The 25,032-nt window shown below is 71.1% G+C and carries 23 protein-coding genes and 4 tRNA genes; 7 read left to right on the forward strand and 20 right to left on the reverse strand.

The window, feature by feature from the left end:
* Nucleotides 1-588: 588 nt before the first annotated feature.
* The 5 genes from ACYVK7_RS19455 to ACYVK7_RS19475 all read right to left on the reverse strand — a co-directional run bounded on the left by ACYVK7_RS19455 (nucleotide 589) and on the right by ACYVK7_RS19475 (nucleotide 3,624).
* Nucleotides 589-1,281 (reverse strand): 3-oxoacid CoA-transferase subunit B, encoded by a 693-nt coding sequence (locus tag ACYVK7_RS19455; RefSeq protein WP_460889367.1) that lies wholly within the window; start codon nucleotides 1,279-1,281, stop codon nucleotides 589-591.
* On the reverse strand, nucleotides 1,278-2,009 hold the full coding sequence (locus ACYVK7_RS19460; protein WP_460889368.1) for a 3-oxoacid CoA-transferase subunit A: 732 nt from the start codon (nucleotides 2,007-2,009) through the stop codon (nucleotides 1,278-1,280). Before ACYVK7_RS19460 ends, ACYVK7_RS19455 begins: the two co-directional genes overlap by 4 nt.
* Before the next feature lie 104 nt (nucleotides 2,010-2,113).
* Nucleotides 2,114-2,908, reverse strand: a complete 795-nt coding sequence (locus ACYVK7_RS19465) for an IclR family transcriptional regulator domain-containing protein (protein ID WP_460889369.1) — start codon at nucleotides 2,906-2,908, stop codon at nucleotides 2,114-2,116.
* Nucleotides 2,909-3,251: 343 nt separating this feature from the next.
* Nucleotides 3,252-3,324 (reverse strand) — tRNA-Arg (locus tag ACYVK7_RS19470).
* A gap of 208 nt (nucleotides 3,325-3,532) precedes the next feature.
* Nucleotides 3,533-3,624, reverse strand: a tRNA-Ser gene (locus ACYVK7_RS19475).
* 241 nt (nucleotides 3,625-3,865) lie between these two features.
* Between ACYVK7_RS19475 and ACYVK7_RS19480 the strand changes: the two genes are divergently transcribed.
* A complete protein-coding gene (locus ACYVK7_RS19480; protein WP_460889370.1) occupies nucleotides 3,866-5,578 on the forward strand; it encodes a GMC oxidoreductase in 1,713 nt (570 codons plus the stop codon).
* Here the strand turns inward: ACYVK7_RS19480 and ACYVK7_RS19485 are convergent.
* Nucleotides 5,571-6,191 carry a TetR/AcrR family transcriptional regulator gene (locus ACYVK7_RS19485; RefSeq protein ID WP_460889371.1) on the reverse strand — a complete coding sequence of 207 codons (621 nt, stop codon included), beginning with the start codon at nucleotides 6,189-6,191 and terminating at the stop codon, nucleotides 5,571-5,573. The genes ACYVK7_RS19480 and ACYVK7_RS19485 overlap by 8 nt on opposite strands.
* Nucleotides 6,192-6,252: 61 nt before the next feature.
* Between ACYVK7_RS19485 and ACYVK7_RS19490 the strand changes: the two genes are divergently transcribed.
* Nucleotides 6,253-7,152, forward strand: coding sequence for an oxidoreductase (locus ACYVK7_RS19490; RefSeq protein WP_460889372.1), 900 nt, complete (start codon nucleotides 6,253-6,255; stop codon nucleotides 7,150-7,152).
* Nucleotides 7,153-7,272: 120 nt separating this feature from the next.
* Here the strand turns inward: ACYVK7_RS19490 and ACYVK7_RS19495 are convergent.
* The 5 genes from ACYVK7_RS19495 to ACYVK7_RS19515 form a co-directional block, all read right to left on the reverse strand.
* Nucleotides 7,273-7,357, reverse strand: a tRNA-Ser gene (locus tag ACYVK7_RS19495).
* A 125-nt stretch (nucleotides 7,358-7,482) separates the two neighbouring features.
* Nucleotides 7,483-8,121, reverse strand: coding sequence for a GTP-binding protein (locus tag ACYVK7_RS19500; RefSeq protein WP_460889418.1), 639 nt, complete (start codon nucleotides 8,119-8,121; stop codon nucleotides 7,483-7,485).
* A 172-nt stretch (nucleotides 8,122-8,293) separates the two neighbouring features.
* Nucleotides 8,294-8,704 carry a DUF742 domain-containing protein gene (locus ACYVK7_RS19505; protein WP_020017526.1) on the reverse strand — a complete coding sequence of 137 codons (411 nt, stop codon included), beginning with the start codon at nucleotides 8,702-8,704 and terminating at the stop codon, nucleotides 8,294-8,296.
* A 10-nt stretch (nucleotides 8,705-8,714) separates the two neighbouring features.
* Nucleotides 8,715-9,164, reverse strand: a complete 450-nt coding sequence (locus ACYVK7_RS19510) for a roadblock/LC7 domain-containing protein (RefSeq protein WP_020017525.1) — start codon at nucleotides 9,162-9,164, stop codon at nucleotides 8,715-8,717.
* Nucleotides 9,165-9,202: 38 nt separating this feature from the next.
* Nucleotides 9,203-13,294, reverse strand: coding sequence for a HAMP domain-containing sensor histidine kinase (locus tag ACYVK7_RS19515; protein WP_460889373.1), 4,092 nt, complete (start codon nucleotides 13,292-13,294; stop codon nucleotides 9,203-9,205).
* A gap of 143 nt (nucleotides 13,295-13,437) precedes the next feature.
* On the opposite strand from ACYVK7_RS19515, the gene ACYVK7_RS19520 reads away from it, so the two are divergent.
* A complete protein-coding gene (locus ACYVK7_RS19520; RefSeq protein WP_460889374.1) occupies nucleotides 13,438-14,415 on the forward strand; it encodes an NAD(P)H-quinone oxidoreductase in 978 nt (325 codons plus the stop codon).
* A 94-nt stretch (nucleotides 14,416-14,509) separates the two neighbouring features.
* On the forward strand, nucleotides 14,510-15,160 hold the full coding sequence (locus ACYVK7_RS19525) for a bacterial proteasome activator family protein (RefSeq protein ID WP_460889375.1): 651 nt from the start codon (nucleotides 14,510-14,512) through the stop codon (nucleotides 15,158-15,160).
* Nucleotides 15,161-15,220: 60 nt separating this feature from the next.
* On the opposite strand, the gene ACYVK7_RS19530 is transcribed toward ACYVK7_RS19525, so the two are convergent.
* From ACYVK7_RS19530 to ACYVK7_RS19540, 3 genes are all read right to left on the reverse strand, one after another.
* A complete protein-coding gene (locus tag ACYVK7_RS19530; RefSeq protein ID WP_460889376.1) occupies nucleotides 15,221-16,339 on the reverse strand; it encodes a hypothetical protein in 1,119 nt (372 codons plus the stop codon).
* 98 nt (nucleotides 16,340-16,437) lie between these two features.
* Nucleotides 16,438-17,013: a dCTP deaminase gene (dcd, locus tag ACYVK7_RS19535; protein ID WP_460889377.1), complete on the reverse strand. Its 576-nt coding sequence runs from the start codon at nucleotides 17,011-17,013 to the stop codon at nucleotides 16,438-16,440.
* A 75-nt stretch (nucleotides 17,014-17,088) separates the two neighbouring features.
* Nucleotides 17,089-17,559 (reverse strand): TM2 domain-containing protein, encoded by a 471-nt coding sequence (locus ACYVK7_RS19540; protein ID WP_460889378.1) that lies wholly within the window; start codon nucleotides 17,557-17,559, stop codon nucleotides 17,089-17,091.
* Nucleotides 17,560-17,715: 156 nt separating this feature from the next.
* On the opposite strand from ACYVK7_RS19540, the gene ACYVK7_RS19545 reads away from it, so the two are divergent.
* Nucleotides 17,716-17,789 (forward strand) — tRNA-Gly (locus tag ACYVK7_RS19545).
* 61 nt (nucleotides 17,790-17,850) lie between these two features.
* On the opposite strand, the gene ACYVK7_RS19550 is transcribed toward ACYVK7_RS19545, so the two are convergent.
* Both ACYVK7_RS19550 and ACYVK7_RS19555 read right to left on the reverse strand, forming a co-directional pair.
* Nucleotides 17,851-18,228 (reverse strand): hypothetical protein, encoded by a 378-nt coding sequence (locus tag ACYVK7_RS19550; RefSeq protein WP_460889379.1) that lies wholly within the window; start codon nucleotides 18,226-18,228, stop codon nucleotides 17,851-17,853.
* The gene (locus ACYVK7_RS19555; RefSeq protein WP_460889380.1) at nucleotides 18,216-18,515 is read right to left on the reverse strand and encodes a hypothetical protein; all 300 of its coding nucleotides are present in this window, start codon (nucleotides 18,513-18,515) and stop codon (nucleotides 18,216-18,218) included. Before ACYVK7_RS19555 ends, ACYVK7_RS19550 begins: the two co-directional genes overlap by 13 nt.
* Nucleotides 18,516-18,655: 140 nt before the next feature.
* On the opposite strand from ACYVK7_RS19555, the gene ACYVK7_RS19560 reads away from it, so the two are divergent.
* Nucleotides 18,656-19,378 (forward strand): GntR family transcriptional regulator, encoded by a 723-nt coding sequence (locus ACYVK7_RS19560; protein WP_460889381.1) that lies wholly within the window; start codon nucleotides 18,656-18,658, stop codon nucleotides 19,376-19,378.
* Between the two features lie 69 nt (nucleotides 19,379-19,447).
* Here ACYVK7_RS19560 and ACYVK7_RS19565 read toward each other — a convergent pair whose 3' ends face one another.
* Nucleotides 19,448-20,362 carry an NAD(+)/NADH kinase gene (locus tag ACYVK7_RS19565; protein WP_460889382.1) on the reverse strand — a complete coding sequence of 305 codons (915 nt, stop codon included), beginning with the start codon at nucleotides 20,360-20,362 and terminating at the stop codon, nucleotides 19,448-19,450.
* Between the two features lies 1 nt (nucleotide 20,363).
* Nucleotides 20,364-21,401 carry an SPFH domain-containing protein gene (locus ACYVK7_RS19570; RefSeq protein ID WP_460889383.1) on the reverse strand — a complete coding sequence of 346 codons (1,038 nt, stop codon included), beginning with the start codon at nucleotides 21,399-21,401 and terminating at the stop codon, nucleotides 20,364-20,366.
* Nucleotides 21,402-21,490: 89 nt separating this feature from the next.
* Between ACYVK7_RS19570 and ACYVK7_RS19575 the strand changes: the two genes are divergently transcribed.
* Nucleotides 21,491-22,267 (forward strand): NUDIX hydrolase, encoded by a 777-nt coding sequence (locus tag ACYVK7_RS19575; RefSeq protein ID WP_460889384.1) that lies wholly within the window; start codon nucleotides 21,491-21,493, stop codon nucleotides 22,265-22,267.
* Here the strand turns inward: ACYVK7_RS19575 and ACYVK7_RS19580 are convergent.
* Nucleotides 22,236-23,288: a pirin family protein gene (locus tag ACYVK7_RS19580; protein WP_460889385.1), complete on the reverse strand. Its 1,053-nt coding sequence runs from the start codon at nucleotides 23,286-23,288 to the stop codon at nucleotides 22,236-22,238. The genes ACYVK7_RS19575 and ACYVK7_RS19580 overlap by 32 nt on opposite strands.
* A 497-nt stretch (nucleotides 23,289-23,785) precedes the next feature.
* A complete protein-coding gene (locus ACYVK7_RS19585) occupies nucleotides 23,786-24,796 on the reverse strand; it encodes a hypothetical protein (RefSeq protein WP_460889386.1) in 1,011 nt (336 codons plus the stop codon).
* Nucleotides 24,797-25,032 lie beyond the last annotated feature (236 nt).

Here is a 25,032-nt window from a genome sequence, read left to right on the forward strand (position 1 = left end):
CACACCCTGCGAGGATTAAAACTTTGGCATTGACTATCAAGCACACTGTTGAGTTCTCAAACAACCGACGCACACCGTCAGAGTCACCATCTTGTGGATGCTGACCCCATCCGGGGCAACCTCTTCAACTTACCAGACCGGATCCTGCCCCGCAAACTTGCTGGTCCTGATGGACCCGCACGCTCTACAAGAGAGGATCCTCATCCGATATCCCGCAGGGCATTGTGAATCACCCTGCATCAGAGATGGGATCCAGCCCCGGCGCGGCCACTCGGACCGTTTCCGGCCCTCGTGTCCGTCGGCCCGTCGGGCTGACATCCAGAACAGTACGTCAGGTGCCGGGGTGCGTCAAAGCCGGGGGCGGTGACGGCGCACACAGATGCGCTGTTCACCAAGTGTTTTTCCAAGAGCGCGTCGGGTTAGGGCGCTCCGGAGCCATGCCGGAGCGCCCTGGCCGCCCCGTGCAGGGGCTCGTTGGCCGTGACCAGACCAAGAACCCTCCCGGACGGCCATGTCCGCGTAATCTTTGATTCAGATTTCGTCATCCGGCCGCGGGTGCACTCGTGCCGTGCGCGCCGCGCCGGGGCGCTAGCCCGCTGCGGAGCCAAGGCGTAGGCCGAGCAGCTCCTCGAGCTCTTCGTGTGAGACCCCGTGGGTCTCGACGACGCGGGCACCACCCGCGCCCGTGGCGTCCGGACCGACGTCGAGCACCGCGACGTCGGTGTAGACCCGCGACACGCATCCGACCCCTGTGAGCGGAAGCGTGCACCGCTGGACCAGCTTGGGCCGGCTGTCCTTGGTCAGCAGGTTCATCATCACGACGGTCCGCCGGGCTCCCACCGCGAGGTCCATCGCTCCTCCCACAGCGGGGACAGAACCAGCCTCGCCCGTGGACCAGTTCGCGAGGTCGCCGGAGACCGACACCTGGAACGCCCCCAGCACACAGACGTCGATGTGGCCGCCGCGCATCATCGCGAACGAGTCCGCCTGGTGGAAGTACGAGGCACCGGCCAGCTCGGTCACCGGGACCTTGCCCGCGTTGATGAGCTCCGGGTCCACCCGGTCCGGGTGCGGCGCCGGCCCCATGCCCAGCAACCCGTTCTCCGTGTGCAAAGTGATGCCGGAGCTCTCGGGCAGGTGGTCGGCGACGAGTGTCGGAAGCCCGATACCCAGGTTCACGTAGGAACCCGGCATGACGTCCTCGGCCACACGTGCCGCCAGCTGGGCGGCGGACAACGGGGCCGCGCCTCGTGGGTCGGCCGGGATCGCCCCTGGCCTCACGTCGTGGCTCCCTGCCTCTTCGGCCGCGCGCCTTGCTCCGGCTCCGCGCCCGCGAGCGTCGTCGGGCCGTCGACCGGCACGACCACGTCGACATAGATGCCGGGGGTCACCACCGTCTCCGGATCGATCGACCCGGTCGGCACCACCTCGCGCACCTGGGCCACTGTTCGTCGCGCGGCCGTGGCCATGACGGGCCCGAAGTTCCGAGCCGTCTTGCGGTAGACGAGGTTGCCCGCGCCGTCGGCCCGGAACGCCTTGATCAGGGCAAGGTCCGCACGGAGCGGGGTCTCGAAGACCATCGGGACGCCGTCGATGACCCGGGTCTCCTTGCCCTCCGCCAGGGGTGTGCCGTAGCCGGTCGGTGTGAAGAAGCCACCCAGGCCCGCCCCCGCCGCTCGGATCCGCTCGGCCAGGTTGCCCTGCGGCACCAGCTCGAGCTCGATCCGGCCCGCTCGGTAGGCCTCGTCGAAGTGCCATGAGTCCACCTGGCGAGGGAAGGAACAGACGATGCGGCGGACCCGGCCGCGTTGGACGAGCCGCGCCAGTGCGTCCTCACCGTTTCCTGCGTTGTTGGAGACGACGACGAGGTCACCGGCGCCCTGGTCCAGCAATGCCTCGACGAGTTCTACCGGCTGCCCTGCCGGACCGAACCCGCCGATCATCACCGTCGAGCCGTCGGCTACGTCGCGCACGGCGTCCGCCACTGTCGATACGAGCTGGACGGTCATGCGGTGCCCTCGCGGGCGCACGCCTGCTTCATCGATCCACACCCCCGCCTGTTCGCAGAGCGCACATGAGTTCTATCTGCGCACACTCACGCTAACAGCCGGACTCAGCCACCGGTACGGGCCAGATCCGCCTCGATCTCGCGGGCCGCGCGCAGCAGCGAGGGCACCAGCTCGCCGACCATCTCCTCGACCGGCCCGCGGCGCACCGGCGCGGAGACGTTCACAGCGGCGACCACCCGGCCGGCGCCGTCGCACAGCGGCGCGGCGACCGAACGCAGGCCCTCCTCCAGCTCCTGGTCGACGAGCGCCCAGCCCTGCTCCCTGACCGCCTCGAGCTCGGCACGCAGCACGCCCTTGTCGATGATCGTGCGCGGTGTCAGCGGCACCAAGGTGGCGCCGGCCAGGAACGCCTCGCGTTCACCGTCGGACATGTGGGCCAGGACCGCGCGCCCCATCGAGGTGGCGGACGCCGGGAACCTCGTACCGACCTGGATCGCCGCGGACATGATGCGGCGCGTCGCCACGCGCGCCACGTAAACGATGTCGGCTCCGTCGAGCACCGCCACCGACGAGGACTCACCGACATCCTCGACGAGCTGCTCGAGGTGCGGCTGCGCCACCTCGGGCAACGAGAGGCTCGACAGGTAGGCGTACCCGAGCTCGAGCACCTGGGGACGCAGGGCGAACACCCGCCCGTCGGTCACCACGTAGCCGAGCTCCACCAGGGTGTGCAGGAAGCGGCGGGCCGATGCCCGGCTGAGCTCGGCTTCACGTGCTACCTCGCTCAGGGTCATCCGTGCGCGGTCCGTGCCGAACGCGCGGATCACCGCGAGCCCTCGCTCGAGGGACTGCACGAACTCACCTGACCGGGTACCGGCGTCCTGAACGATCTCGCTCATCTCAGGTCCTCCTGCCGCGCGCGTCCGCTTCGCATCCTCGGCCGGGCCTCCGGCCGCTGCAGCTCGCACGTGTGCGACCGACGGGGGTGCGTCGCCTGGGCGGCACGCCCGTCCGGGACCTTCCGGGGCCGACGGCGGAACGCATCGTTGAGCTCCGACGCCCGTCGCCCTGGTCGCACTCCGAACGGGTGTGCCGCACGTGAACGTAGCGACAGCGCCGAGCCCTGGTCAACACTCGAGTGGCCTGGGTCACAACCGTGACCCGATCGGGATGTGAGCGCCTGGCTGTGCAACGACGAAGCCCCGATCAGCTTTTCCGCTGATCGGGGCTTCGTTCCTGATGTGCGCCCGGAGGGATTCGAACCCCCAACCTTCTGATCCGTAGTCAGATGCTCTATCCGTTGAGCTACGGGCGCCTGCTGTACCGCACACTACTGGCCTGCCGTTCACACGGCCGACCGACGAGAACATTACCGCCTGTTCGACGTGGACCCAAACTCAAACCCATGTCAGCCGGGGAGAACTCCGTCACAGCCCTCCGGAGGAGGCACTCACGCACCGGACCGGCGCTCCGAGCCCTCCCACAGAAAAGGCCCCGGGCGTCACGCGCGGCCGGGACCTTCCTGGCGGAGACGGAGGGATTTGAACCCTCGAACGGGTTGCCCCGTTACCACCTTAGCAGGGTGGCGCACTAGACCTGACTATGCGACGTCTCCTCGCGGCCGGCTCTACCCAGGCAGGCCGATGCCGCGCGGCCCAGGCTACCTGGCGTACGGCGCGCTGAGCAAAGCGGCGCGCCTCGCGAGCTCGTTAGGCGCCTCGAACTGGCGTCATCCCGCCGATTTTTCCGCCGGATCTCGCTGCCGCCACAAGCGGTCCCGCACACCAGATGCGTCCGCGACGGCGATCCTCCGCCCCGTATTTCACACAGCGTCAATAGCAGGTACATTCGCGGTCATGGACTACGACGTCTTGGTGATCGGGTCTGGCTTCGGCGGCAGCGTCGCGGCCCTCCGCCTCACTGAAAAGGGCTACCGCGTGGGAGTGCTCGAGGCGGGGCGCAGGTTCGAGGACCATGAGTTCGCCAAGAACTCCTGGCACCTCAAGCAGTTCCTGTGGGCGCCGGCCCTCGGCTGCTACGGCATCCAGCGGGTGCGCCTGCTACGGAACGTCCTGTGTCTGACGGGCGCGGGCGTCGGCGGCGGTTCCCTCGTGTACGCGAACACGCTCTACCGGCCCCTCGACCCCTTCTACGCGGACCGCGCGTGGTCTCACATCACCGACTGGAAGACGGAGCTCGCGCCGTACTACGACCAGGCGGAGCGCATGCTCGGCGTCGTCCAGTACCACGGGAGGTCCCCCGCCGACGCGATCATCCGGGGCGTCGCAGAGGACATGGGCGTGAGCGACACGTTCCGGCCCACCCGGGTGGGCGTGTACTTCGGGCCGGGCGGCGCCGAGGACCCGGCGCCCGGCTGCCGAGCCGCCGACCCGTTCTTCGGTGGCGTCGGGCCCGAGCGCAGCGGCTGCACCGAGTGCGGCGAGTGCATGACCGGCTGCCGGCACGGCGCCAAGAACACCCTGGTCAAGAACTACCTCTACCTCGCGGAGCGTGCGGGGGCCGAGGTGCACCCGCTCACCACGGCCGACGTCGTCCGCCCGCTGCCCGACGGTGGCTACGAGATCCGTACGCACCGCACGGGCCGGCGATGGGGCGGCCGACGGCGGTTCACCGCGCGGCACGTCGTGTTCGGCGCGGGCACCCTCGGCACGCAGCGCCTGCTGCACGCCATGAAGGACGCCGGCACGCTGCCGCGGCTGTCCGAGCGGCTCGGACACCTCACGCGGACCAACTCGGAGGCGCTGCTCGGCGCGATGACGCGCAAGGTGGGCACCACGGACTACTCCCGTGGCGTCGCCATCACCTCGTCGTTCTACCCGAGCGAGAGCACGCACATCGAGCCCGTGCGCTACGGCCACGGCTCCAACGTGATGGCGGCGCTCCAGCACATCCTCGTCGACGGCGGACCGTTCCGGTTCCTCCGGTGGTTCGGTGAGATGGGCAAGAACCTCAGGTCCCTGCCCGTGCTGCTGGACTGGCGCCGCTGGTCCGAGCGCACGATCATCGCCCTGGTCATGCAGGCGCAGGACAACTCGCTGACCACCGTCACCAGGCGTGCGCTCTTCGGCCGCTTCATGACGTCCACCCAGGGCACCGGCGCTCCCAACCCGAGCTGGATCCCCGAGGGTCATGAGGCCGTGCGGCGCATCGCCGACAAGATGGGCGACGGCGGCGCCGAGGGGATCGCCGGCGGGACCATCGGCGACCCGTTCAACATCCCGCTGACCGCGCACATCCTGGGCGGCTGCGCCATCGGGTCCGACGCCGACAGCGGGGTGGTCGACCCCTACCTGCGAGTGTTCGGCCACGACGGCCTGCACGTCATGGACGGCGCCGCCGTCACCGCGAACCTCGGGGTCAACCCCTCGCTCACGATCACGGCGCAGGCAGAGCGCGCATGCGCGCTGTGGCCCAACGCGGGCGAGCCCGACGCACGCCCGGCCCTCGGAACGGCTTACACGCCGGTGGAGCCGGTGCGCCCCGTCGCACCCGTGGTGCCGGAGGCGGCCCCGGCGGCACTGCGCCTGCCGATCGTCGGCATCAGCTAGCGCGGATCGGCGTCGACCGCGGGCCGGCGTCGACCGCGTGCGCCGGGTACTGCGCGACGACGTCGTCGATCAGGCCGTCGAGCTGGTCGGCGGGAAGGACCCCGCAGTTGACGAGGCCCGCGAGGCCCTGCAGGGTCGCGAGGAACAGCAGACCGGCCCGTTCCGGGTCCGGTGACGCGAGCAACCCCTCTGCCTGGCCACGCCCGAAGACCTCCAGCATCGGCGCGAACGCGTCGGCAGCACCCTGTTCCACGAGCGCACCGCCGTCACCCCGCTCATGGGCGAACATCAGCTCGGCCAGGTTCGCGTCCGCGACGGCGAAGGTCACGTACGCGTCGGCGAGCGCACGAATCTGCGCCGGGAAGTCCGGTGCCGCGACCACGGCTTCCCGGAGACGCGCACCGAGTCGGGTGAAGCCCTCTGCGGCGAGACCGTCGAGGAGCGCCTGCCGGTCGGCGAAGTACCGGCGAGGTGCCGAGTGGGAGACGCCGATGTCGGCGGTGAGCTCGCGGAGCGAGATGCCGGAGACCCCACGCTCCCGCAGCACCAGCGCAGCCCGGTCCAGCACCGCCTGGCGCAGGTTGCCGTGGTGATAAGGGCGCGTCGGCGTCATGCGGCCAGCATACAAGAAGTGTCCGTTGACAACATAGTGTCCATTGGCTACATTGCTGGGCATGCCTACTCTCGTCTCGCCCGCACGGATCCCTGACCAGACAGGCCGGACCGCGATCATCACCGGCGGCGCAAGCGGTATCGGCCGCGCCACCGCGGCCGCGCTGGCCGCCCGTGGAGCACGAGTGGTCCTCGCCGTGCGTGACCAGGAAAAGGGCCGCGCGACGGCGTCCGACCTCGGTGGCCACGTGGAGGTCCGCCGGCTCGACCTCGCCTCGCTGGCCTCGGTCCGGGCGTTCGCCGACGGCATCGGCGGCTCCGTGGATCTCCTGGTCAACAACGCCGGGGGCATGAGCGCCACCCTGCAGCACACCACGGACGGCTTCGAGGTCCAGCTCGGGACCAACCACCTGGGCCACTTCGCCCTGACCAACCTGCTCCTGGACCGGGTCGCCGGGCGTGTCGTGACGGTGACCTCCACCGCGTACCGGACCGCCCGGATCGACTTCGACGACCTGCGGTGGGAGCGGCGGCCCTACAGCCCGTTCGGCGCGTACGGGCAGTCCAAGCTCGCCAACCTGCTGTTCACCACGGAGCTGCAGCGCCGGCTGACCGCGGCCGGCTCCGCGGTGCTCGCCACCGCCGCGCACCCGGGCTGGGCGTCCACCGGCTTTCGGATCGCGAGCGGCAACCGGTTCTTCGACCGGCTCATGGCGATCAGCACCCCGCTGGTCGCGCACGGCCCGGAGGGCGGCTCGCTGCCCACTCTGCTGGCCGCCGTGGGCGAGGTCCCGGGCGGCAGCCTCGCGGGGCCGAGCCGGCTCGGCGGCGTGCGCGGCCCGGCCACCACAAGCCGCTCCGCGGTGGCCGACGACGCCGAGGTCGCCGGCCGGCTGTGGGAAGTCTCCGAGCAGCTGACCGGTACTCGCTTTCCGTTGACCGCCGACCCGGCCACGCCCTGAGCGGACCCGTCACGACGCCCGCAGAGCCCGGCAGATGGCCATGCTCTCCGTCCGAACGTTCCCGGCACAAATACGATGACGCGAGACATCTACCAACGATGTCCCGCGTCATCACACGAGCGGAGGGCGAGGGATTCGAACCCCCGGTGCGTTGCCGCACAACGGTTTTCAAGACCGTCACATTAGGCCGCTCTGTCAGCCCTCCTCGCAGCGTCGAACCCGCCGTGCAACAGGCGAGGCGACGCGGCCACACAGTCTAGCGTCTGCCCGGACAGCGACGGCGGGCCGCCCTCAGGGTGGCCCGCCGTCCGCGGTGTGCTGGCGTGTGACTCAGCCCTGCGCCTGTGCGCCGGACCGGAGCTGACGCATCGCGAGCTGAACCAGCGCGATGAGCGTCTGCTTGGTCGCCGCGCGGGAGCGTGCGTCCGTGTACAGCATCGGCACGTGCGAGGGGATCTGCAGCGCCTCGCGTACGTCCTCGAGCCGGTGCTTGGCCACGCCGTCGAAGCAGTTCACGCCCACGACGAACGGGATGTTTCGCGACTCGAAGTAGTCGATCGCCGGGAAGCACTGCTCCAGGCGGTCGGTGTCGACCAGGACGACGGCGCCGATCGCACCGCGCACCAGGTCGTCCCACATGAAGAGGAAGCGGTCCTGGCCCGGCGTACCGAACAGGTAGAGCCACAGGTTGCCCGGGAGCTCGACACGGCCGAAGTCCATGGCCACCGTGGTGGTGGTCTTGCGGTCCGTGACGCCACCGGCGTCGTCGACGCCCACCGAGTGCTCCGTCATCGCGGCCTCGGTGTTCAGCGGCTCGACGTCGGAGATCGAGCCGATGAAGGTCGTCTTACCCACGGCGAAGCCACCGGCGACGACGATCTTGACGACCGTCGGCGCAGTGCGCTCGGCTGCGGGCTGCGCGCCCGGAGCCGCTTGCGCGCCGGCGTTGCCGGCCGGGGCCTGCTGCATCACCGGCGGCGCGGGCTGCGCCTGCGCCGGACGGGATGCCTGAGCGGTGGGCGCCGGAGCGCCACCGCCGCCCCCCAGCACGCTCTGGCGCGCCGGGGTGTTCGAGCTAGCGGTCGCAGTGCCGGCGTTACCCGACACCGGGGCCCAGTTGGGACCGCTGCGGGCCCCGCCGTCAGAGGGCGGAAATGCCATTCAGAACACTCTCCAAGACGCTCAGCGACAGGCCCGAGTTCGAGCTGCCGTGGCCTGTGTGGACGTTAACCGGTGTCGAGGTGTGCACGGTGACGTGCCCTTCCTCCTGCATGTCCGCCACAAGGATCCGGACGACACCGAGGGGCAGCCGCAGGAGGGCTGAGAGCTCGGCGATCGACACGTACGTGTGCGCGGCGTGCTGGAGGATCGCGCGCTTCTCGGGCGGCAACCCGAAGCTGCTGACCGCGCCTGGCAGAACCTCCACGAGAGCCTCGAGCGGCAGGTCGGACAACTCCGACCGCACCCGGCCTCCGGTGACCGCGTAGGGGCGCACGGTGGACGTCTCACGGACGTCCCCCTGTCCCTGGGAACCGAAAGGTGCGTACGTCATGGTCGAGTCCTCATCCCACGCTGGCGGCTCGGGTCTGCCCATCGACCGGGAGGCTGCCACGCATCTCCGAGATCAGCTGCGGCGTGAGCGTGGCCTCGGTGCGGGACACCAGGAGAGCCATCTCGTAGCCGATAAGACCGATGTCGCACGTAGCCTCCGCCACCACGCCGAGCACGGACCCGTTCGAGACGTTCATCAGAAAAAGGAAGCCATTGTCCATCTCGATGATTGCCTGACGGACATTACCGCCGTTGAGCTGCCGAGAAGCTCCACGCGTAAGGCTTGACATACCCGAGACGATCGCCGCCAGCTGATCGCCGCTGGTGCGGTCCAGCTGGTCGGACATCGCCATGAGCAGTCCGTCCGCCGACACGACGAGCGTGTGCCGGCTGCCGGGAACGGTACGCACGAAGTTGTCGAGCAGCCACCCGAAATTCGTTGCTTCGGTGCTGAGGGTCACTCTCTGTTCCTCCTAGTCAGAATCCACAGACGCGCTTGTCACCGCGACTGCGGCGCTGAGTCAGGGACATGATTCACGGTCGAGGGTGCCCACGTCGAGTCCCCGTCGACCTTCTTGCCGTTCTCGTGCTCCGATCCACCCTCGTCAACCGACTCCGACCGGCCACGGGCGGTGGCCGACTGGAACGCCGAGAGACGTGAGCGAAGCTGCTCGGGATCACGGTCAATGCGAGCTGAGAGGCGCTCGACAGTGGGGTCCGCCCCGGTGCCGGAGGCACCGCGAGTACGACGGGTCAGACCGCCGCCCACGACCTCGGTGTTGACGGCCGCCGGACGGTACGAGTCGTTCTCTTTCACATCATCTTCCTGATAAGCCCCTCGGCGCAGGAGGCTCGTCATCTCCTCGTAGAGGACCGCCGAGGCAGTCCACTCCGACCGAGCCTCCACCGAGTCCCGCACGTACTCCGGGTCCAGCGGGTCCTTGCCGTCACCGTCCGTGCCGGCCGCGCGCTTGGCGAGCGGCGCGGGCGAACCGTACGTGGGGTCGTACACAGCGCCCGTCGGGTACGGCTCGCTGAACTCGCGGGCCGGGGTCTCGAGGGTCTGCTGCGCGGTCGTCATCGGCACGGCCTGGGTGGCCGGGCCCGAGGCGAACGAGGTAGGTGCCTGCTCGGGGGCCGGCGCAGGCGCCGGCGCCGCTGCACGCGGCGCCGCGTCGACGAACGGGTTGCTGGTCGGCGCCGGGGCGGGCGCCGCGGGAGCGGCGGGCACGGCCGACGTCAGCGACTCCTGGACCGCCCGCTGGTAGCCCTCCTGGTAGCCCCGCTGGTACGTCGGGTCCGCCAGAGGCTGGTCCGGAGCCGGTGCGGGCGGGGACTGTGCGGGAGCCTGGGCAGGGAAGGCGCCCGTCATCGGCCTTGCCGGCTGCGGGGCGGGAGCCCCCTGCGGCGGTCCGCTCAGCGGCCGGAAGTCCTGCTGCGGCTGGAAGTCCTGCAGACCGCTGGGGACCTGGAAGTCCTGCGGCAGCGCCGCGGGTGTCTGGAAACTCTGCGTCTCCGTGCTCGGAGCACCGAAGGCCGGTGCACCGCCGGCCGGGCCGCTCACCGTCTGGATCGGGCGCGACGCCGGACGCTCCTGCGGCTGGTAGGCGCGCAGCTCACCGGTGGCGGGCTGACCTGGCCGACGGCCGAACAGGCCACGCTTCTGCTGGGCCGGCTTGGCGCCCTGCTGGGTGCCCGAACCGGTCGAGCGGCGGCTCGGGAGGTCCGCCATGAGCTCCTCGAACGCGGGCAGCGCCTCGAAGGAGGAGTCGGGACCCTGCGGAGCATCCGCTCCGAGACCCTGAGACTGGTCGTCCTCGCCTCTGCGCGGGCCACCGGTGCCCTCCTGCGACCCACCGAAGTTCCGGGCGGGTGCCGGCGCCTGAGGACCGTTCCCCGCGGGGAACCGCATCACGTCGGTGTCGGACATCCCCGGCAGGGCGGCCGGGTCCTGCGTGATCGGGTCGAGCTGCAGCGACTGGGTGCTGCCCGGGTCGACCGGGTCGATCGTGTTCAGCGAGCGGAAGCTCGAGAAGAGGGCGCTGCGCTGGTCCACGTCCACCGCGGCAGGCGTGGTGTCCTCGAAGACCGGTGCGACGGGCTCCTCCTGCTTCGGCGCCCGCTGGCGGCTCGGCAGGGAGTTGCCCTCCGACACGTTCGACGGCGGTGCCCAGGCGTTGTCGTCACCCTGGTACTCCTGCGGGAGCGATGGCGTCTGGATCTCCGGCAGCACGATGGAACCGGTCGGCGTCGTCTCCGCCGCCGGCTGTGCGGCCGTCGAGCTGCGGCGCCGGGCCAGACCGAGCGCGGTCGTGCCGTCCGTCAGGGCGTTGATGTCGACCTGCTGCGCGGTCGGCGCCGGCTGCGCGGCGAACGCCGCCGCGGCGATCTGCGACGTCCCGGTCGGGACCGGCAGGCCGCCCTGCTGCGGAACCGACGTCGTGGCCGGCGAGGCCGCGGTGACGGCGGGCGCGCCGAAGCCGCTCGTCGGGGCACCCGCGCCGCGCATCGCACCGGTGCCAGGACCGGTGGCCAGGCCGCCGTTGAACTGCGAGGCGGCCGCCTGTGTGTTGGCCTCCAGCGGGTCCGTCGGCATCGGCAGCGGCATCGCGTTGTCGGGCATGAACAGCACGGCGGGGAAGCGGACCGTCACCTCGGTGCCGGTGCCACCCTCGCCGACGCCGAACTCCACCAGGGCGCCGAGGCGGTCGGACAGGCGGCCGACCACGTAGAGGCCGAGGCGCTGGGCGCCGACGGCGTCCGACGCGGCGTGGCTGAGCACCTTGCGGTTCGCCTCGGCCACCTCGTCGGGGTTCATGCCGAGGCCGTGGTCACGGACCACGACGGTGACGAACTGCTCGTCGCGCGCCGTGGTGACCTCGACCGGCGTGTGCGGCTCGGAGAACATCGTCGCGTTCTCGAGGAGCTCCGCCAGCAGGTGCGCAGCGTTCAGCGCGTTGTGGCCCAGCATCATCGGGTCGACGACGAGGTTCAGGCGCACGCGGTCGTACAGCTCGATCTCGGAGGACGCCGTACGGATGACGTCGGAGACCGGCATGGGCTGGCGTACACGACGACCGGAGTCGATGCCCGCGAGGACGAGGAGCGACTCGGCGTTGCGGCGCATCCGGGTCGCGAGGTGGTCGAGCCGGAAGAGGTTCGACAGCGTCGACGGGTCTTCCTCGGAACGCTCGAGGTCGTCGAGGAACGCCAGCTGCCGGTTGAGCAGCACCTGGTCACGGCGGGCCACGTTGACGAACATCTCGGCGATGGAGCCGCGGAGGGCCGCCTGTTCGCGGGCCACGTCGATGGTCGTCCGGTTGACGTCGTTGAACGCCGCGGCCAGCTGGCCGATCTCGTCCGAGGACTCGACGGTGATCGGGTCGAGGTCGATGCTCGGGCCCTGCCCGGGGACGGACACCTGCTCCACCAGGGTGGGGAGGCGGTCACGGACCACGCCGGCGGCCTGGGTGAGGCGACGCAGCGGGGAGACCAGGCGACGCGCGATGACGAGCGCGGTGATGATCGAGAAGCCGAGGGCCGCGATCGCGATGCCGCCGGTGAGGTAGGCGCGGTTCGCGGCGACGTCGGCCTGCTCCTGTGCGAAGCCGGCGGCGTCCTCACGGACGGCGTCACGGACGATGCGACCCTCTTCGACCCACTTGGCGGACTCGTCCTCGAACGCGGCCATCTGCGCCGGCTGGATGGCCTCGAGCTGACCCCGCGCCACGTTGCCGCGGACGGCGCCGTAGACGCCGTCCATGCCGGGAACCTGGTAGTCCCCGGGGATGCGGTCGTAGAGGTCCTGCGCCTCGTCCCACTGGCGGTCGCCGAGGTTCACCAGGTCGGCCGCCCGCAGGGACATGGTCCTTGCGGCCTCGCCGTGCTGCGGGTGGTTCGCGAAGATGCCGAGCGTCAGGCCGACGACCGGACGCTCGTACGTGTTGGTCAGCATGAGCTGGTCCATCGCGTGGTACGCCTCGAGGCGGGTACCCAGCTCGCGGTCCTCCGACGTGTCGGCGATGGCGTCCATCACCTCGAGCGCTCCGTCGATGTACCCGCCGTACGCATCCGTCGCCGCCTGCTCGGTGAGCCGGCCGGCCGCGACCTTCTTCTGCACGTCGGTGATCGCTGCGCGGTCCTCGATGGTCTGGGTGACGGCGGTCTTGACCCGCTGGTCGAGCATCGAGATGTCGATGTCCAGCAGGGCGTCGTCACGCTCGTCGAGGGCCTTGATCGTCTGCGCCTGAGCGGCCGGCTTCGCCCACTTAGGGCTGCCGTCCTCGTTCTTCGCCTGGGTGACGCCGTCGTCCTCCATCTCCGGCTCGCCCTGCAGCAGGGCGGTGCGGGCCAGGCGGCCTCTCTCGGTGTCGTCGATCATCGCCACGATGTTGTACGCCCGCTCCTGCGCGAACGTCGTTCCTGCCGCGTCCTGGTACTCGAGCGCGGCGACGAGATCGCTCGTCTGCTGCGCGCGCATCGCGTCGACCACCGACAGACCGATGATGTACGCCGCCGCGATGACCAGGACGATGGCAGGCGTGACCAGTGTCGCAAGAACTTTCCCGCGCACTCCCAACCTGCGGAACATGCGTACCTCTCTCCATCACTGATCCGGAAGGGGGTGGCGTGCGTGGTGCCCGCCGAACACCCCTCGGTGCTGCGTACAAGTTACCGGCACCCGGTTTCCGCTGACGACCCTCGTGAGGCCACACGGAAGTAGGCTTCATCGATGTGCGAGCCGTCACGATATCCGGACCGGGCCCATCAGGGAAACTCTCCGTTTCCTCCCTGAATCCACCGAATGCTGGCCAAAGGGACGTGGTGATCACCGTCGCCGCTGCCGGCGTGAACCGTGCTGACCTGCTCCAACGCGCCGGATACTACCCCCCTCCGGCAGGTGCCCCCGACTGGCCGGGTCTCGAGATATCAGGAACTGTGAGGCGTGTCGGGCCCGGCGTGTCGCGATGGCGCGCCGGAGACCGGGTCACCGCACTGCTCGAGGGCGGTGGTTACGCCGAGGAGGTCGTGGTCCCCGAGGCCCAGGTGCTCCCCGTCCCCGACAGCGTCGACCTGGTCGACGCGGCAGCGCTTCCCGAGGCGGCGTGCACGGTCTGGAACAACCTGGTGGACGTCGGGCGGCTGCGCTCCGGGGAGTGGGTGCTGGTCCACGGCGGATCCGGCGGCATCGGCACCTTCGCGATCCAGGTCGCCCGGGCGCTCGGCGCACGCGTGGCTACCACGGCCGGCGGGCCGGAGCGCTCGGCGCGGTGCGCCGAGCTCGGCGCCGACCTGGTCATCGACCACCGCGAGCAGGACTTTGTCGAGGAGGTGCTGCGGGCGACGGACGGCCGCGGCGCCGATGTCGTGCTCGACCTGCTCGGCGGTGGCGCACTGGGCGACAACGTGCGCGCGCTCGCCCGGGGCGGCCGCCTGGTCGTCATCGGCATGCAGAAGGGCCGGCGCGGCGAGCTCGACCTCAGCGACCTTCTCTCCCGGCGGGGGACCGTCACGGGCACGCTGCTCAGGTCGCGGCCCGCGGACGAGAAGGCGCGCATCGTCGCCGATACCGAGCAGCACGTCTGGCCGATGGTCGCCGAGGGGCTGGTACGGCCCGTGGTGCACGCCCGCGTCCCGTTCGCCGAGGCGCAGTCGGCGCACGAGCTGCTCGAGTCCGGCGAGGCCTTCGGCAAAGTCCTCCTGGTCCCCTGATCATCCCGTGCCTATATATAGGCATGGCCGACAATTTCGTTCTCGCCCGATAACTGCCATGCGAACGACCGGCGATCCGGGCAAGACTGGACTCATGACCGACGAGCGAGCCAACCCCCAGCCCGACGAGCGACGCGACGACAGCTCCGACCACGGCGAGCGAACCGAAGGAACGCCTACCGCCCACCCTCAGGTGGTGACACCCGACGGCACCGCGGTGCCCGCGGACCGCACGCCGGAGAGCACCGACGACGAGGACGAGATGAACGAGGCCGAGGCCGTGGTGGGGCAGGTCGAGGAGCCGGCGAAGGTCATGCGCATCGGTGGCATGGTCAAGCGCCTGCTGGACGAGGTCAGGGACGCCCCCCTGGACGAGGCCGCGCGCACCCGCCTGGCCGAGATCCACGAGCGCTCGATCCACGAGCTCGAGGACGGGCTCTCCCCCGACCTCGTCGACGAGCTGCACCGGATCACGCTGCCGTTCTCGGACGACTCCGCGCCGTCCGACGCCGAGCTCCGGGTGGCTCAGGCGCAGCTGGTGGGCTGGCTGGAAGGCCTCTTCCACGGGATCCAGACCGCGCTCGTGGCGCAGCAGATGGCCGCACAGGCGCAGCTCTCACAGATGCGCCGTGCCCTGCCGCCCGGCACCGGAGCGTTCGTCCCGGGCGGCCCCGGCGGCCCCGCCATGCCGGGCCAGGAGGAGGAGCCGGGCGGCGAGCGCCGGACCCCTGGTCAGTACCTCTGACCCAGCCGCTGACCCAGCGGTCAGTGGCGCGCCCGCCCGCGTCGCCGCTCCGGATCGCCCTCAGAGGTCGGAGGGATCTACCAGAAAGCCGTCCTCGTCGGCGATCTCGCCCCCAGCGGCGGCGTGGACGGCGCCGGCGAGCCGGGCCACCAGCTCCGCCGCGCGCTTCCGGGCGACCCGTAGCTCCATGGACGGGAACTCCCGCTGCGACTCCACGAGGTCGTGCGGCTCCCAGTGCACCCAGTAGCGCACCGCCCCGTGCTCGGCCCACGGCAGACCGCGCAGCAGACGCGGGAGCTTCTCCTCGCCACTGATCTCGACCGACACGATCCCGTCGACGCCGAGCTCCACCACCAGCCCGTACCCGTCCAGGACGCGCGGTCCGGTGAGCGCCTTGATGTCGTAGTCGTCGGCGGCGGCGTGCAGCTTCTTGCGCAGCTCGGGGTCCAGAGGGTCGCCTGGGTAGAGCGGCTTGTCCGCGATACCGCTGGGCGGGCCGCCCCACTCCTGGCCGTCCATGTGGAGACGTGCCCGCGGGTGGACCTTCTGCAGGATCGTGTGCGCGGCCTGCGGGTCGAGCCAGACGTCCGAGTACACGGTCATGTCGATGGCCGCTCCGGCGTCCGGGGTCAGCACCACACCGGCGCCGGGCTTCGCCGCCTCGCCGCCCGGTGCGTCCCACACACCGCCGACGTCCAGGCGGAGCGAGCCGCCCAGGCGCCGCGCCACCGAGACGAGCCACTCGACGAGTCGGCGCTCCTCGCGCTCGGGCATGCCGGCGGCGAACGCACGCCCGATGCCGTCACGGTCGCCCGCGGGGAACGGCGGCTCGCCGCGCTCCCGGTGGCAGACGACGTCGAAGGCCATCGCGGCACCCGGCGGCACACCGAGGTCGAACCCCACGCCGGCGGGCTGGTACGGCCCGTTGATCACGGCGTGCCGGGAGACCCGCAGCACGCCCACCTCCTTGCCCTGGGCACGGCGGCCCTGCGGGGCTCCCGCGACGTTGCCCGGGAGGATCCCCGCCGGCACCACGTCCCAGCGAGTGGCGGAGAACCGGGAGAGCGCGAGGACCTCGATCTCGTCCAGCTCCACGTCACCGGGCACGGTCAGCACGTGCCGGGCCTGGTGCGCCTGCGCAACCGTGCGCGGCAAGAGCGGGAGCTGGGGAGCGGCCATCGGGATCCCTTCGGGCGTCGGGGTGCCCGGTCCGCGCCGGGCACCCGGAGCCTACCTCTCGGCGCGGGGCCTCCGAAGCGATGTCCGGACCTGCGGGTTCATACCGCGCTGCGGTGGAAGTTCTTGGCCGAGCGGGACGCCGTGGGGCCGCGCTGACCCTGGTAGCGGGATCCGTACAGGTCCGACCCGTACGGGTGCTCCGACGCCGACGACAGCCGGAAGAAGCAGAGCTGCCCGATCTTCATGCCCGGCCACAGCTTGATCGGCAGGGTCGCGACGTTGCTCAGCTCGAGCGTCACGTGCCCGCTGAACCCCGGGTCGATGAAGCCGGCGGTCGAGTGCGTGAGCAGGCCCAGCCGGCCGAGGGACGACTTGCCCTCGAGGCGGGCGGCCACGTCGTCGGGCAGGGTGACGGACTCGAACGTGCTGCCCAGCACGAACTCACCGGGGTGCAGCACGAAGGCGTCGCCGTTGTCCGCCTCCACGAGGCGGGTCAGCTCGGGTTGGTCGGCCGCCGGGTCGATGAACGGGTACTTGTGGTTGTCGAAGAGCCGGAAGTACCTGTCGAGACGCACGTCGATGCTCGACGGCTGCAGCATCGACGGTTCGTACGGGTCGAGGACCACGCGTTCGGCCTCGAGCTCGGCACGGATGTCACGGTCGGAGAGGAGCACCCGGATACGGTACTGGGCGCCACGGGACGGTGCCGCCCCGTGGCGCGGTGGTACCGCGACGTCACCGGGTGACCGTCACCACTGCAGCGGCTTGTGCTTCGCGTCCACCGACCAGTAGCCCTTGCGCATCACGAGGTACAGGATGCCTTCGATGCCTCCCCAGATCGCGGGGACGAACCAGGCCTGCCCCAGGGACACGGCGGTGATGAGCAGCATGATCCAGCCGAGGCCCTTGTAGCCGAGGTAGAACCGGTGCGCGCCCACCACGCCCAGCAGGATGCCGAGCAGGCCCGCGGTGATGCGGGACTTGCGGCCCGGGACGTGCTCGGCCGGCGGCGTGGGACGGTCGTAGTCGTACTGCTGCTGGTAGTTCGCCGGTCCGGCGCCCGCCGACGCGCTGCCCGCCGGCGTCTTCGGATTCTTCATCGCGCGCGTGGCTCCCGGCGGTGGCGGCGGGGGCTTGGGCGGGCTGGACGGGCGTGGTGGCAGCCGCTTCGTCTCCTGGTAGATCGGCTCGGTCGGCTTCTCGCTGGGGTGCTCGGTCACTGCTGCTCCGGCTGCTCGGCGACACTCGCTCCGGAGTCCGGTTCGGGCATCCGGGCGAGGTTGGGTATGATCGGGTCGCACGCCAGGTTCACGGGCGCTGTTGTGGAACCCTAGCGGGGTTCTCGAACGGCAGATACCCGGTCAGAACCGGACGATGCGGGTGTAGTTCAATGGTAGAACTTCAGCTTCCCAAGCTGATAGCGCGGGTTCGATTCCCGTCACCCGCTCCACGGGCTCCGCCCCAGGTCAGAGGACGTTTCCTGACCTGGGGCGGAGTCGTTCCCGGAGTACTCAGCCCCGGACCGGCGCCGACAGACGCAGCGAGACCGCCAGCCCGCGTTCGGCGACCGGCACCCAGCCGGTCCAGCGCCGCCACACCATCGGCCCCTCGCCGCCGTGATGCCCCCGGTACTCCGCCAGGTGGAGCATCCCGGCGAGCCGCACGGCGTCCCGCACCCGCGCGGCGACGACGTCGACGGTCACCACACCCACCACGTCGTCCTCGAGATCGAGATGGTCCACACCCGCCCGCACGTCCAGCGTGTGGATGTCGAAGATGTGCGCGATCAGCGCGGTGACCTCGACGAGCTCCGCGAGGTGCGCGCCCGGCATCGGGCAGTCGTCGCCGCCGGGTACCGCATCGCACGGTCCGGCCGTCACATCGGCCACGCGCGTATCGTCCGCGCCGTTCCCCGCAGCTCGCCGTACACGAACATGTCCATGTTGTTCCAACAACCGGTCCAGACCGTGAACCCGGGCTTCGTCGCCGGGTAGTCGGTCGCGACCGTGATCCCGAGCTGGGCCGCGATGTCCGCCCCCTCGCTCAGCCGCGCCGGATGCACGACCAGATGGTCGCGAAACACCTCGACCCACTTGATCCGCGCGTCCCCCACCTCCGCCAGCAGCCGCGCCGCGCCAGCCGCCGAATCGGCCAGACTGGCCGCAATCGTCGCCATCTCTCCCACCTCTCCGCGCCTACCTCTAGGCGCATAGACAGCCTGTTGGGGGGTGACCGGCGGCCGCAACCGCTACGCCGAAAAGTTGCGTATACGCACTGGCTGCGGGTTAGGTGGGTTCCGTGTCTAGAGAGGGACGTGTGACTGCCGCAAGCATCGCCAAGGATCTTCGTGCCGCGATCCGCTCCGGGACCTACAAACCGGGCGATCGCCTTCCGAGCGAAGCAGCGCTCATGTCGAACTACGGCGTGGCGCGCATGACCGCGCGCCACGGCTTGTCGATGCTCAAGGACGAGGGCCTGACCGTCACACGGCACGGCTCCGGTGTGTTCGTGCGCGCCTTCGAGCCGATCGTGCGGGACACGACCGGTGCACCGGCCGACGGCTCCACCGTGACCGCCGAGACCGACGAGACCGGCGCGGGGCTCACCGTGCGCACGCTCGCCGTCACCGCCGAGACCGAGCCGCCCGAGAAGGTTCGCACCGCGCTCGGCCTCGCCGAGGGCGACAAGGTGACGGTGCGCGAGCGCCTGCACCTGCGTGAGCGCAAGCCGGTGCTGTTCGCGACGTCGTACCTGCCCGCCGCGATCGCCGCCGGGACGCCGATCGCGGACCAGGAGGTGGGTCCGGGCGGCACGCACGCGCGGCTCACCGAGGCCGGGCACGCGCCGGTCCGGTTCCGTGAGGACGTGGTGGGCCGGATGCCGACGATCGAGGAGATCGAGGAGCTGCGGATCGAGCCGGGCACTCCGGTGCTCGCGGTCACGCGGACCGCGTTCACCGAGGACGGCACCGCCGTGGAGGTCAGCCACGTCGTGCTCGACGCCGGCGAGTTCATGCTCCGCTACGACGTCGGGGCATGACGGCAAGACCGCCGCGAGAGCACGCCAGCCGAGTCTGAGCCGGCACCACGAGCCGCGCGGACGCGCGCCTCACACGAGCCGGAGCCGTCGCTCCGCCCTGCCGACCCGGATCTCCTGCCCCCAGGACACCTCGAGCCGGTCCGACTCCATACCGTCCCCGAAGACCACGAGCCGGTCGGACTGGACGGTCACCACGAGCTCGGCGTCGTCCCCGAGCACTCCCTCGGTCATCGAGACGCCCGTCACCGGCGACGGCCACGCCTCGCGGACGAACCACGCCAGGACCGGGTCGGTCCGTCCGGGCAGACGCCGGCCGCCGCGGTCGTGAGCGATCGAGGCACACCAGCCGGTGGCGCCGGTCCCCGTGCTGACGATCAGGCCGGACGACGACTGCCGTTCCGACTCCGCGCCGACCGTCAGCACGTAGCGCGCGGACTGATGGCTCGCGTGGCCGACGAACAGCTCGTTGACGGCCTGGAGCTCCTGGCCGTCGTCGAGCCGGGCGTGCACCATGGTGAGCTCGTCGCACCGCACCGAGGCGAACGCGGCGGCGCCCGCCGCGCGCGTCACCGTGGCCAGGTTGCCGATGATCCGCGCGGCGGCGCCGGCGTCGTGCCGGACCAGGACGCCGAGGTTGGCTCCGGGTTCCGGGTTCACGCCGACCACGAGCTGCCGGTCCAGGTACTTGGCGACGTTGGCGACGAGCCCGTCCTGACCGACCACCACCACGACGTCCTCGGGCGCGAAGAGGAACCGGTCCAGGTCGGCACGTTCCACCTCCGCGAGCGCCCAGTCGGACGGGACGCTCGCCGCGACCGCCCTACGGGCCGAGGCCGCGGCGTCGTGCCTGGCCTCGACGTCCTCCAGGGTGCGGCCCCGGGTACGGAGGAAGAACTCCGCCTGGCCGCGGGTCGCGTGCCGGTCCAGCAGCTCGTCGAGCTCGGTCCGGCGGTGGACCAGCACCGCGCGGGTGCGGAGCGCCACGTCAGCGCTCCGCGGCGGGCGCGGCGTCGGACGCAGTCCCGTCCGTCCGGTGGGTCAGCGCGCTCAGCACACCGCTCACCAGGTCGGGCGTGACGGTCAGGGACCCGATGTTCGGCAGCCGCGGGGCGGCGTCACGCAGGGCTAGCGCCGTGAGCACGTCGCGTCCCACATTCGCGTAGACCTCCATGAGCGCCGCCTCCTTCGCGGCGGCGGCCTCACCGAGCTGCCGCACGGCCGCCGCCTCGGCCGCGGCCGCGATCTCGCGCCGTTCGGCGTCGGACTTCGCCGACACGAGCGCCGCCGCGGCGGTCTCCTCGGCCTCGCGGCGCTGGTTCGCGCCCTCCTGGGCGACGAGCCGCTCCCGGCGGGAGGCGAGCTCGATCTGGCTGGCGAGCTCGTTCTCCGCGATCTTGCGCTCCCGCTCGACGGCGACCGCGCGCCGCTCGTAGGTCGCGCGGTCGGCCTCGGACTGGAGCCGCTCGCGGACGGGCGTGCGCAGAGCCTTCTCGACGTCGCCCTCCGGCCGGACCGCCAGAACCCGCACTCCGAGCACCTCGATGCCCGTCGCGGCGAGCCGCGCGTCGTCACCGAGCGCGCCGAGCGCCGTCCGCACGCGGCCGATGCCGGACTCGAGGGCCTCGGCCAGGTCGAGCGTGGCGATCAGGTCGACGGTGAGGCTCTGCGCGAGCTGGCCGACGATGGCGCCGACCTGCTGGCGTCCGCTCGCCTCCTGGCCCGCCTCCTTGACGGGGAAGATGCCGAAGTCGAGGCGCTGGGACGCCAGGACCGGGTCGCCGAACCGGTAGGTGACGCTCGACTGCACGCTCACGTCCTGCTGGTCCCGCGTGATGGCATGGAACAGGACCGGGAGCTCCTGGTCCGTGGCGGGCACCTCGCTGAGCACCGACACGTCGGGACGGAACCAGAACGCCTGGCCCACACCCTCGTGCCGGACGCGCCCGTTGCTGAGGTGCACCACGTACTCGCTCGCGGTGCCCAGGAACTGGCGGACCCACGGGTAGCGCTTGATCGTTGCCATCGTCGACGTCTCCTCCGGTTTGTCGTCACATTGACGATATCCAACCTCTCAACTTTTCGTCAAGCTGACGAGAATGTACGGTCGACTACATGGCCGACATCGAACCCGCTCTTCCCGCCATACCTGACACGGCCGGCTCCTTCCCCGTCACCGTCGACGTCGTGGCCCTCACGGTGCGTGAGGGCGCGCTGCACGCCCTGGTGGTCGACCGGCTCCTCGAGCCGTTCCGGGGCCGGGCCGCGCTGCCGGGCGGGTTCGTGCTGCCCGGCGAGACCCTGGAGCGGGCAGCGGGCCGGGAACTCGAGGAGGAGACAGGGCTCACGGTTCCGGCGGCCACCGCGGGAGCCGGGCCGTGGCACCTGGAACAGCTGCGGACCTACGGGCCGCTCGGCCGTGACCCGCGCGGACCGGTGCTGTCCGTGACCTACCTGCTGCTCGCCCCCGCCTTCGGGCTGCCAGCCGCAGGCGGTGACGCCGCGGAGGCCCGGTGGGTCCCGGTCGACGGCGGCACGGGGCCGCTCGCCTTCGACCACGACCACATCCTGGCCGACGGCGTCGAACGTGCCCGCGCCAAGATCGAGTACTCACCCCTCGCGGCGGCGTTCTGCCCGCCCGAGTTCACGGTGGCGGAGCTCCGGGGCGTGTACGAGGCGGTCTGGGGCACACAGCTGGACGCCCGCAACTTTCACCGCAAGGCGACCGGCACACCGGGATTTCTCGAGCCGACCGGTCGCCTGGGCGGGGGTGGCCCCGGCCGCCCCGCGGAGCTCTACCGGCTCGCCCCCGGCGTCGACCTCACGGCGACCGTCCTGCACCCGCCGCTGCTGCGGCCGGTCAGCCCTGGCCGGGCCGCGCCCTCGGCCTGAGGCGAAGATCCGGCAGCGCCGGTGCGCGCAGCGGCCCGCTCGGATAGCCGTGCACCTGGCCGAACCGACGGTCGGCGGCGCCGTCGGCATAGACCGTGGCGCCCCCCGGCGCCGCGGGGTCGGCCTCGGCGACCAGCGCCATCCAGTCGTCGCGCGCCCGCACGATGTCCTCGTGCGTGCGGCCCATGAAGTTCCACCACATGATGACGTCCTCGGCGAACGGCAGGCCGCCGATCAGGATCACCCTCGCCGGCGCGCCGGCAGCGGCGCGCACCGTGAGCGAGGCGCGCCCAGGGGCCACGTAGCCGAGGTTGGCCGGCGGTACCGCGCTCTCCTCGAAGGTCACGTCGCCGGCGTCGACGAGCAGCGCGTGCTCGTGCGCGGGGTCGACGCCGAGCCGGACCGTCGCGCCCGGCTCCAGGTCGATCTGGGCGCCGACGAGCGGCGTGTACGTCGTCGCCGGCGAGTCGAGCACCTGGCCGCCCACCGCGAGCCGCCCGATGAACACCCGCACGACGGCGCCGTCGTGCCGCCCGACGGGGAGGTCACCGTGATGCTCGAAGTGCGGGTCGATGCCGAGCGCGGAGCCGGGCAGCGCCGTCCACAGCTGCACGCCGTGCAGCAGCGGAGGACGCACACCCGCGGGAGACTCCTCCGAGTGCGAGATGCCCACGCCCGCCGTCATCAGGTTGAGCTCGCCCGGCCGGACCGTCTGGAGCGAGCCGACGGAGTCGCGGTGCAGGATCTCGCCCTCGAAGAGCCAGCTCACCGTCTGGAGCCCGGTGTGCGGGTGCGGCGGGACCTGCATGCCGTCGCTCGACGAGACGTCGTCGGGGCCGTAGTGGTCGCTGAAGCACCAGGCGCCCACGAGGGACCGGGCGCGCTGCGGGATGGTACGCCGTACGTTCATCGCCCGCGGGCCCCCGAGCGGCACCTCACGCGGGGTGAGGAGCTCGACGCCGTCCTTCTGCTCGCCCGCCGCACAGACCTGCTCGGCCGGCCGGGTCTCGAGGTTGCTCATGCACTGAGCCTAGGTCTGGACGCAAGGCCAGGGCCCCCGGGGCAGGCCGGGGGCCCTGGCGTGAACCGCGGACCCGTGGCCGCCGTCAGCGGAGACCAGAGCGCCGTGTTGACGTCACGGCCCCGAACCACCCGTCAGACCCGGATCGCCAGGTCTGTTCTTCACGGACGCTTCGGACGCGGGCGGTCTTCCGGCCCCGTACAGGCACCTGTGACGTCATCCACAGCCCGCACCGCGGTACGGGACGTCCTGTCGTTCTCCGGTCAACCATGTGTCCGATGCTCGGGCCGGTCGGTACTGCTGCAGCGCACCGCATCTGCACCCGAATCGTCGAACCATTGCCCACGTTTCTATCCGCGTGGCGCACCAGCGGCAACCGCTCCACCGTTGTAATTTTCACCCTCTCGTCGCCCACAGATTTGTCCACAGCGACAGGCCCGGATTTCCCACACTGCACACAGGGCTGTGGATAAAATCTGTGGATAACTAAGGACCGGTCATACCCAGGCCCGAGACCCTTGAGGGCCGCCCGCTGTCGGGTCGTGCCGGCCGTCCAGCTCCTCCGGGGCGGCGATGAAGCCGCCCTCGTCCACCACGACTCCCCCGATGCGGCTCTGGAGCGCGACCGCCAGGCGCGCGACGGAGACCCGCATACGGGAGCGGGCGATGACATGCAGCCCGGACGCGCGCTCCAGCTCGAGCTCGTAGGGGTCGGCCGGCGCCCAGCCGATGCGGTAGGCGAACGGTCCATAGCTTCGCCAGTCGAGCGCACCCAGCGCGCGCGGGACCCGCGCGACACGCTCCACGTCGACGACTATCGCCCCGTCGTAGGCCGTGCTGCCGGCAAGGGTGTAGCGCGGCGACCCGTCGGGCGTGGTCTGCTCCGCCGACACGTCTGCGGTGGCGATGAGCGACCGCAGCATGGGCAGCACGTCGCCCGGCAGCAACGGGTGCGCGGCGTAGAGCGCCAGGTTCACCGAACCCGCGGCGTCGGGGAGCAGCGCCTGCCTGCCGTCGGCCAGCACGCCACCACCCGACTTGCGGGCGGCCGCGACCATCCACTGCACGATGCGCAGCTCCTCGCCCTGCGGCAGCGCGTGCGGGAAGGTGCGAGCGATGCCGTCCCTGTCGTCGTACGACGACGGGGCGGCGCCTCGGACGTCCCGCAGACCGTCCGACCGGGTCACCGAGTACGCCTCGGCCTTCGTCGCGAGGACCTTGAGCTCGGCGAGGTGCGCCTCGCCGACCTCGAACGGGCCGGTCGCCACGTGCTCCTCCCCCAGGCGCATGACACCGGGGACGAGCGTGTCCTGCTGCGCCATGCCCCGGAACCGGGCGCCGGCGACCCGGCGCGACCCCGCCGTGCGGGACGGTTCTCGGAGCCATTCGACCTCCGGGAACCAGGCGGCAGCGAGCTCGCTGACGGCGACGGGGCCGTGCGTACTGGGCAGGACCAGAATGTGACCCGAGGCGTGTTCCGCCGGAATCACACCCGCCAGAAATGTCATGCGGGGCACTTTACTGCCGGCCACTTTCCACGATGATGCGGGCGTGTTACGGCGAGGAAACGTGCTCGTGACAGCGCCTGCACAGCGTTTAGGTGGCAAGCGACAGCACTATCGGAAAAGCAGATCCGCATACCAATGAATATGCATATGCCGACTGAGTCTCAGTTCAAGAGGGCCAAGAAATTCGCCTCTTCACGCACCGGCGGCCACCGTCGCTCCCCGGTACGCCGCCGCGG

It is taken from the genome of Promicromonospora xylanilytica (assembly GCF_054782895.1).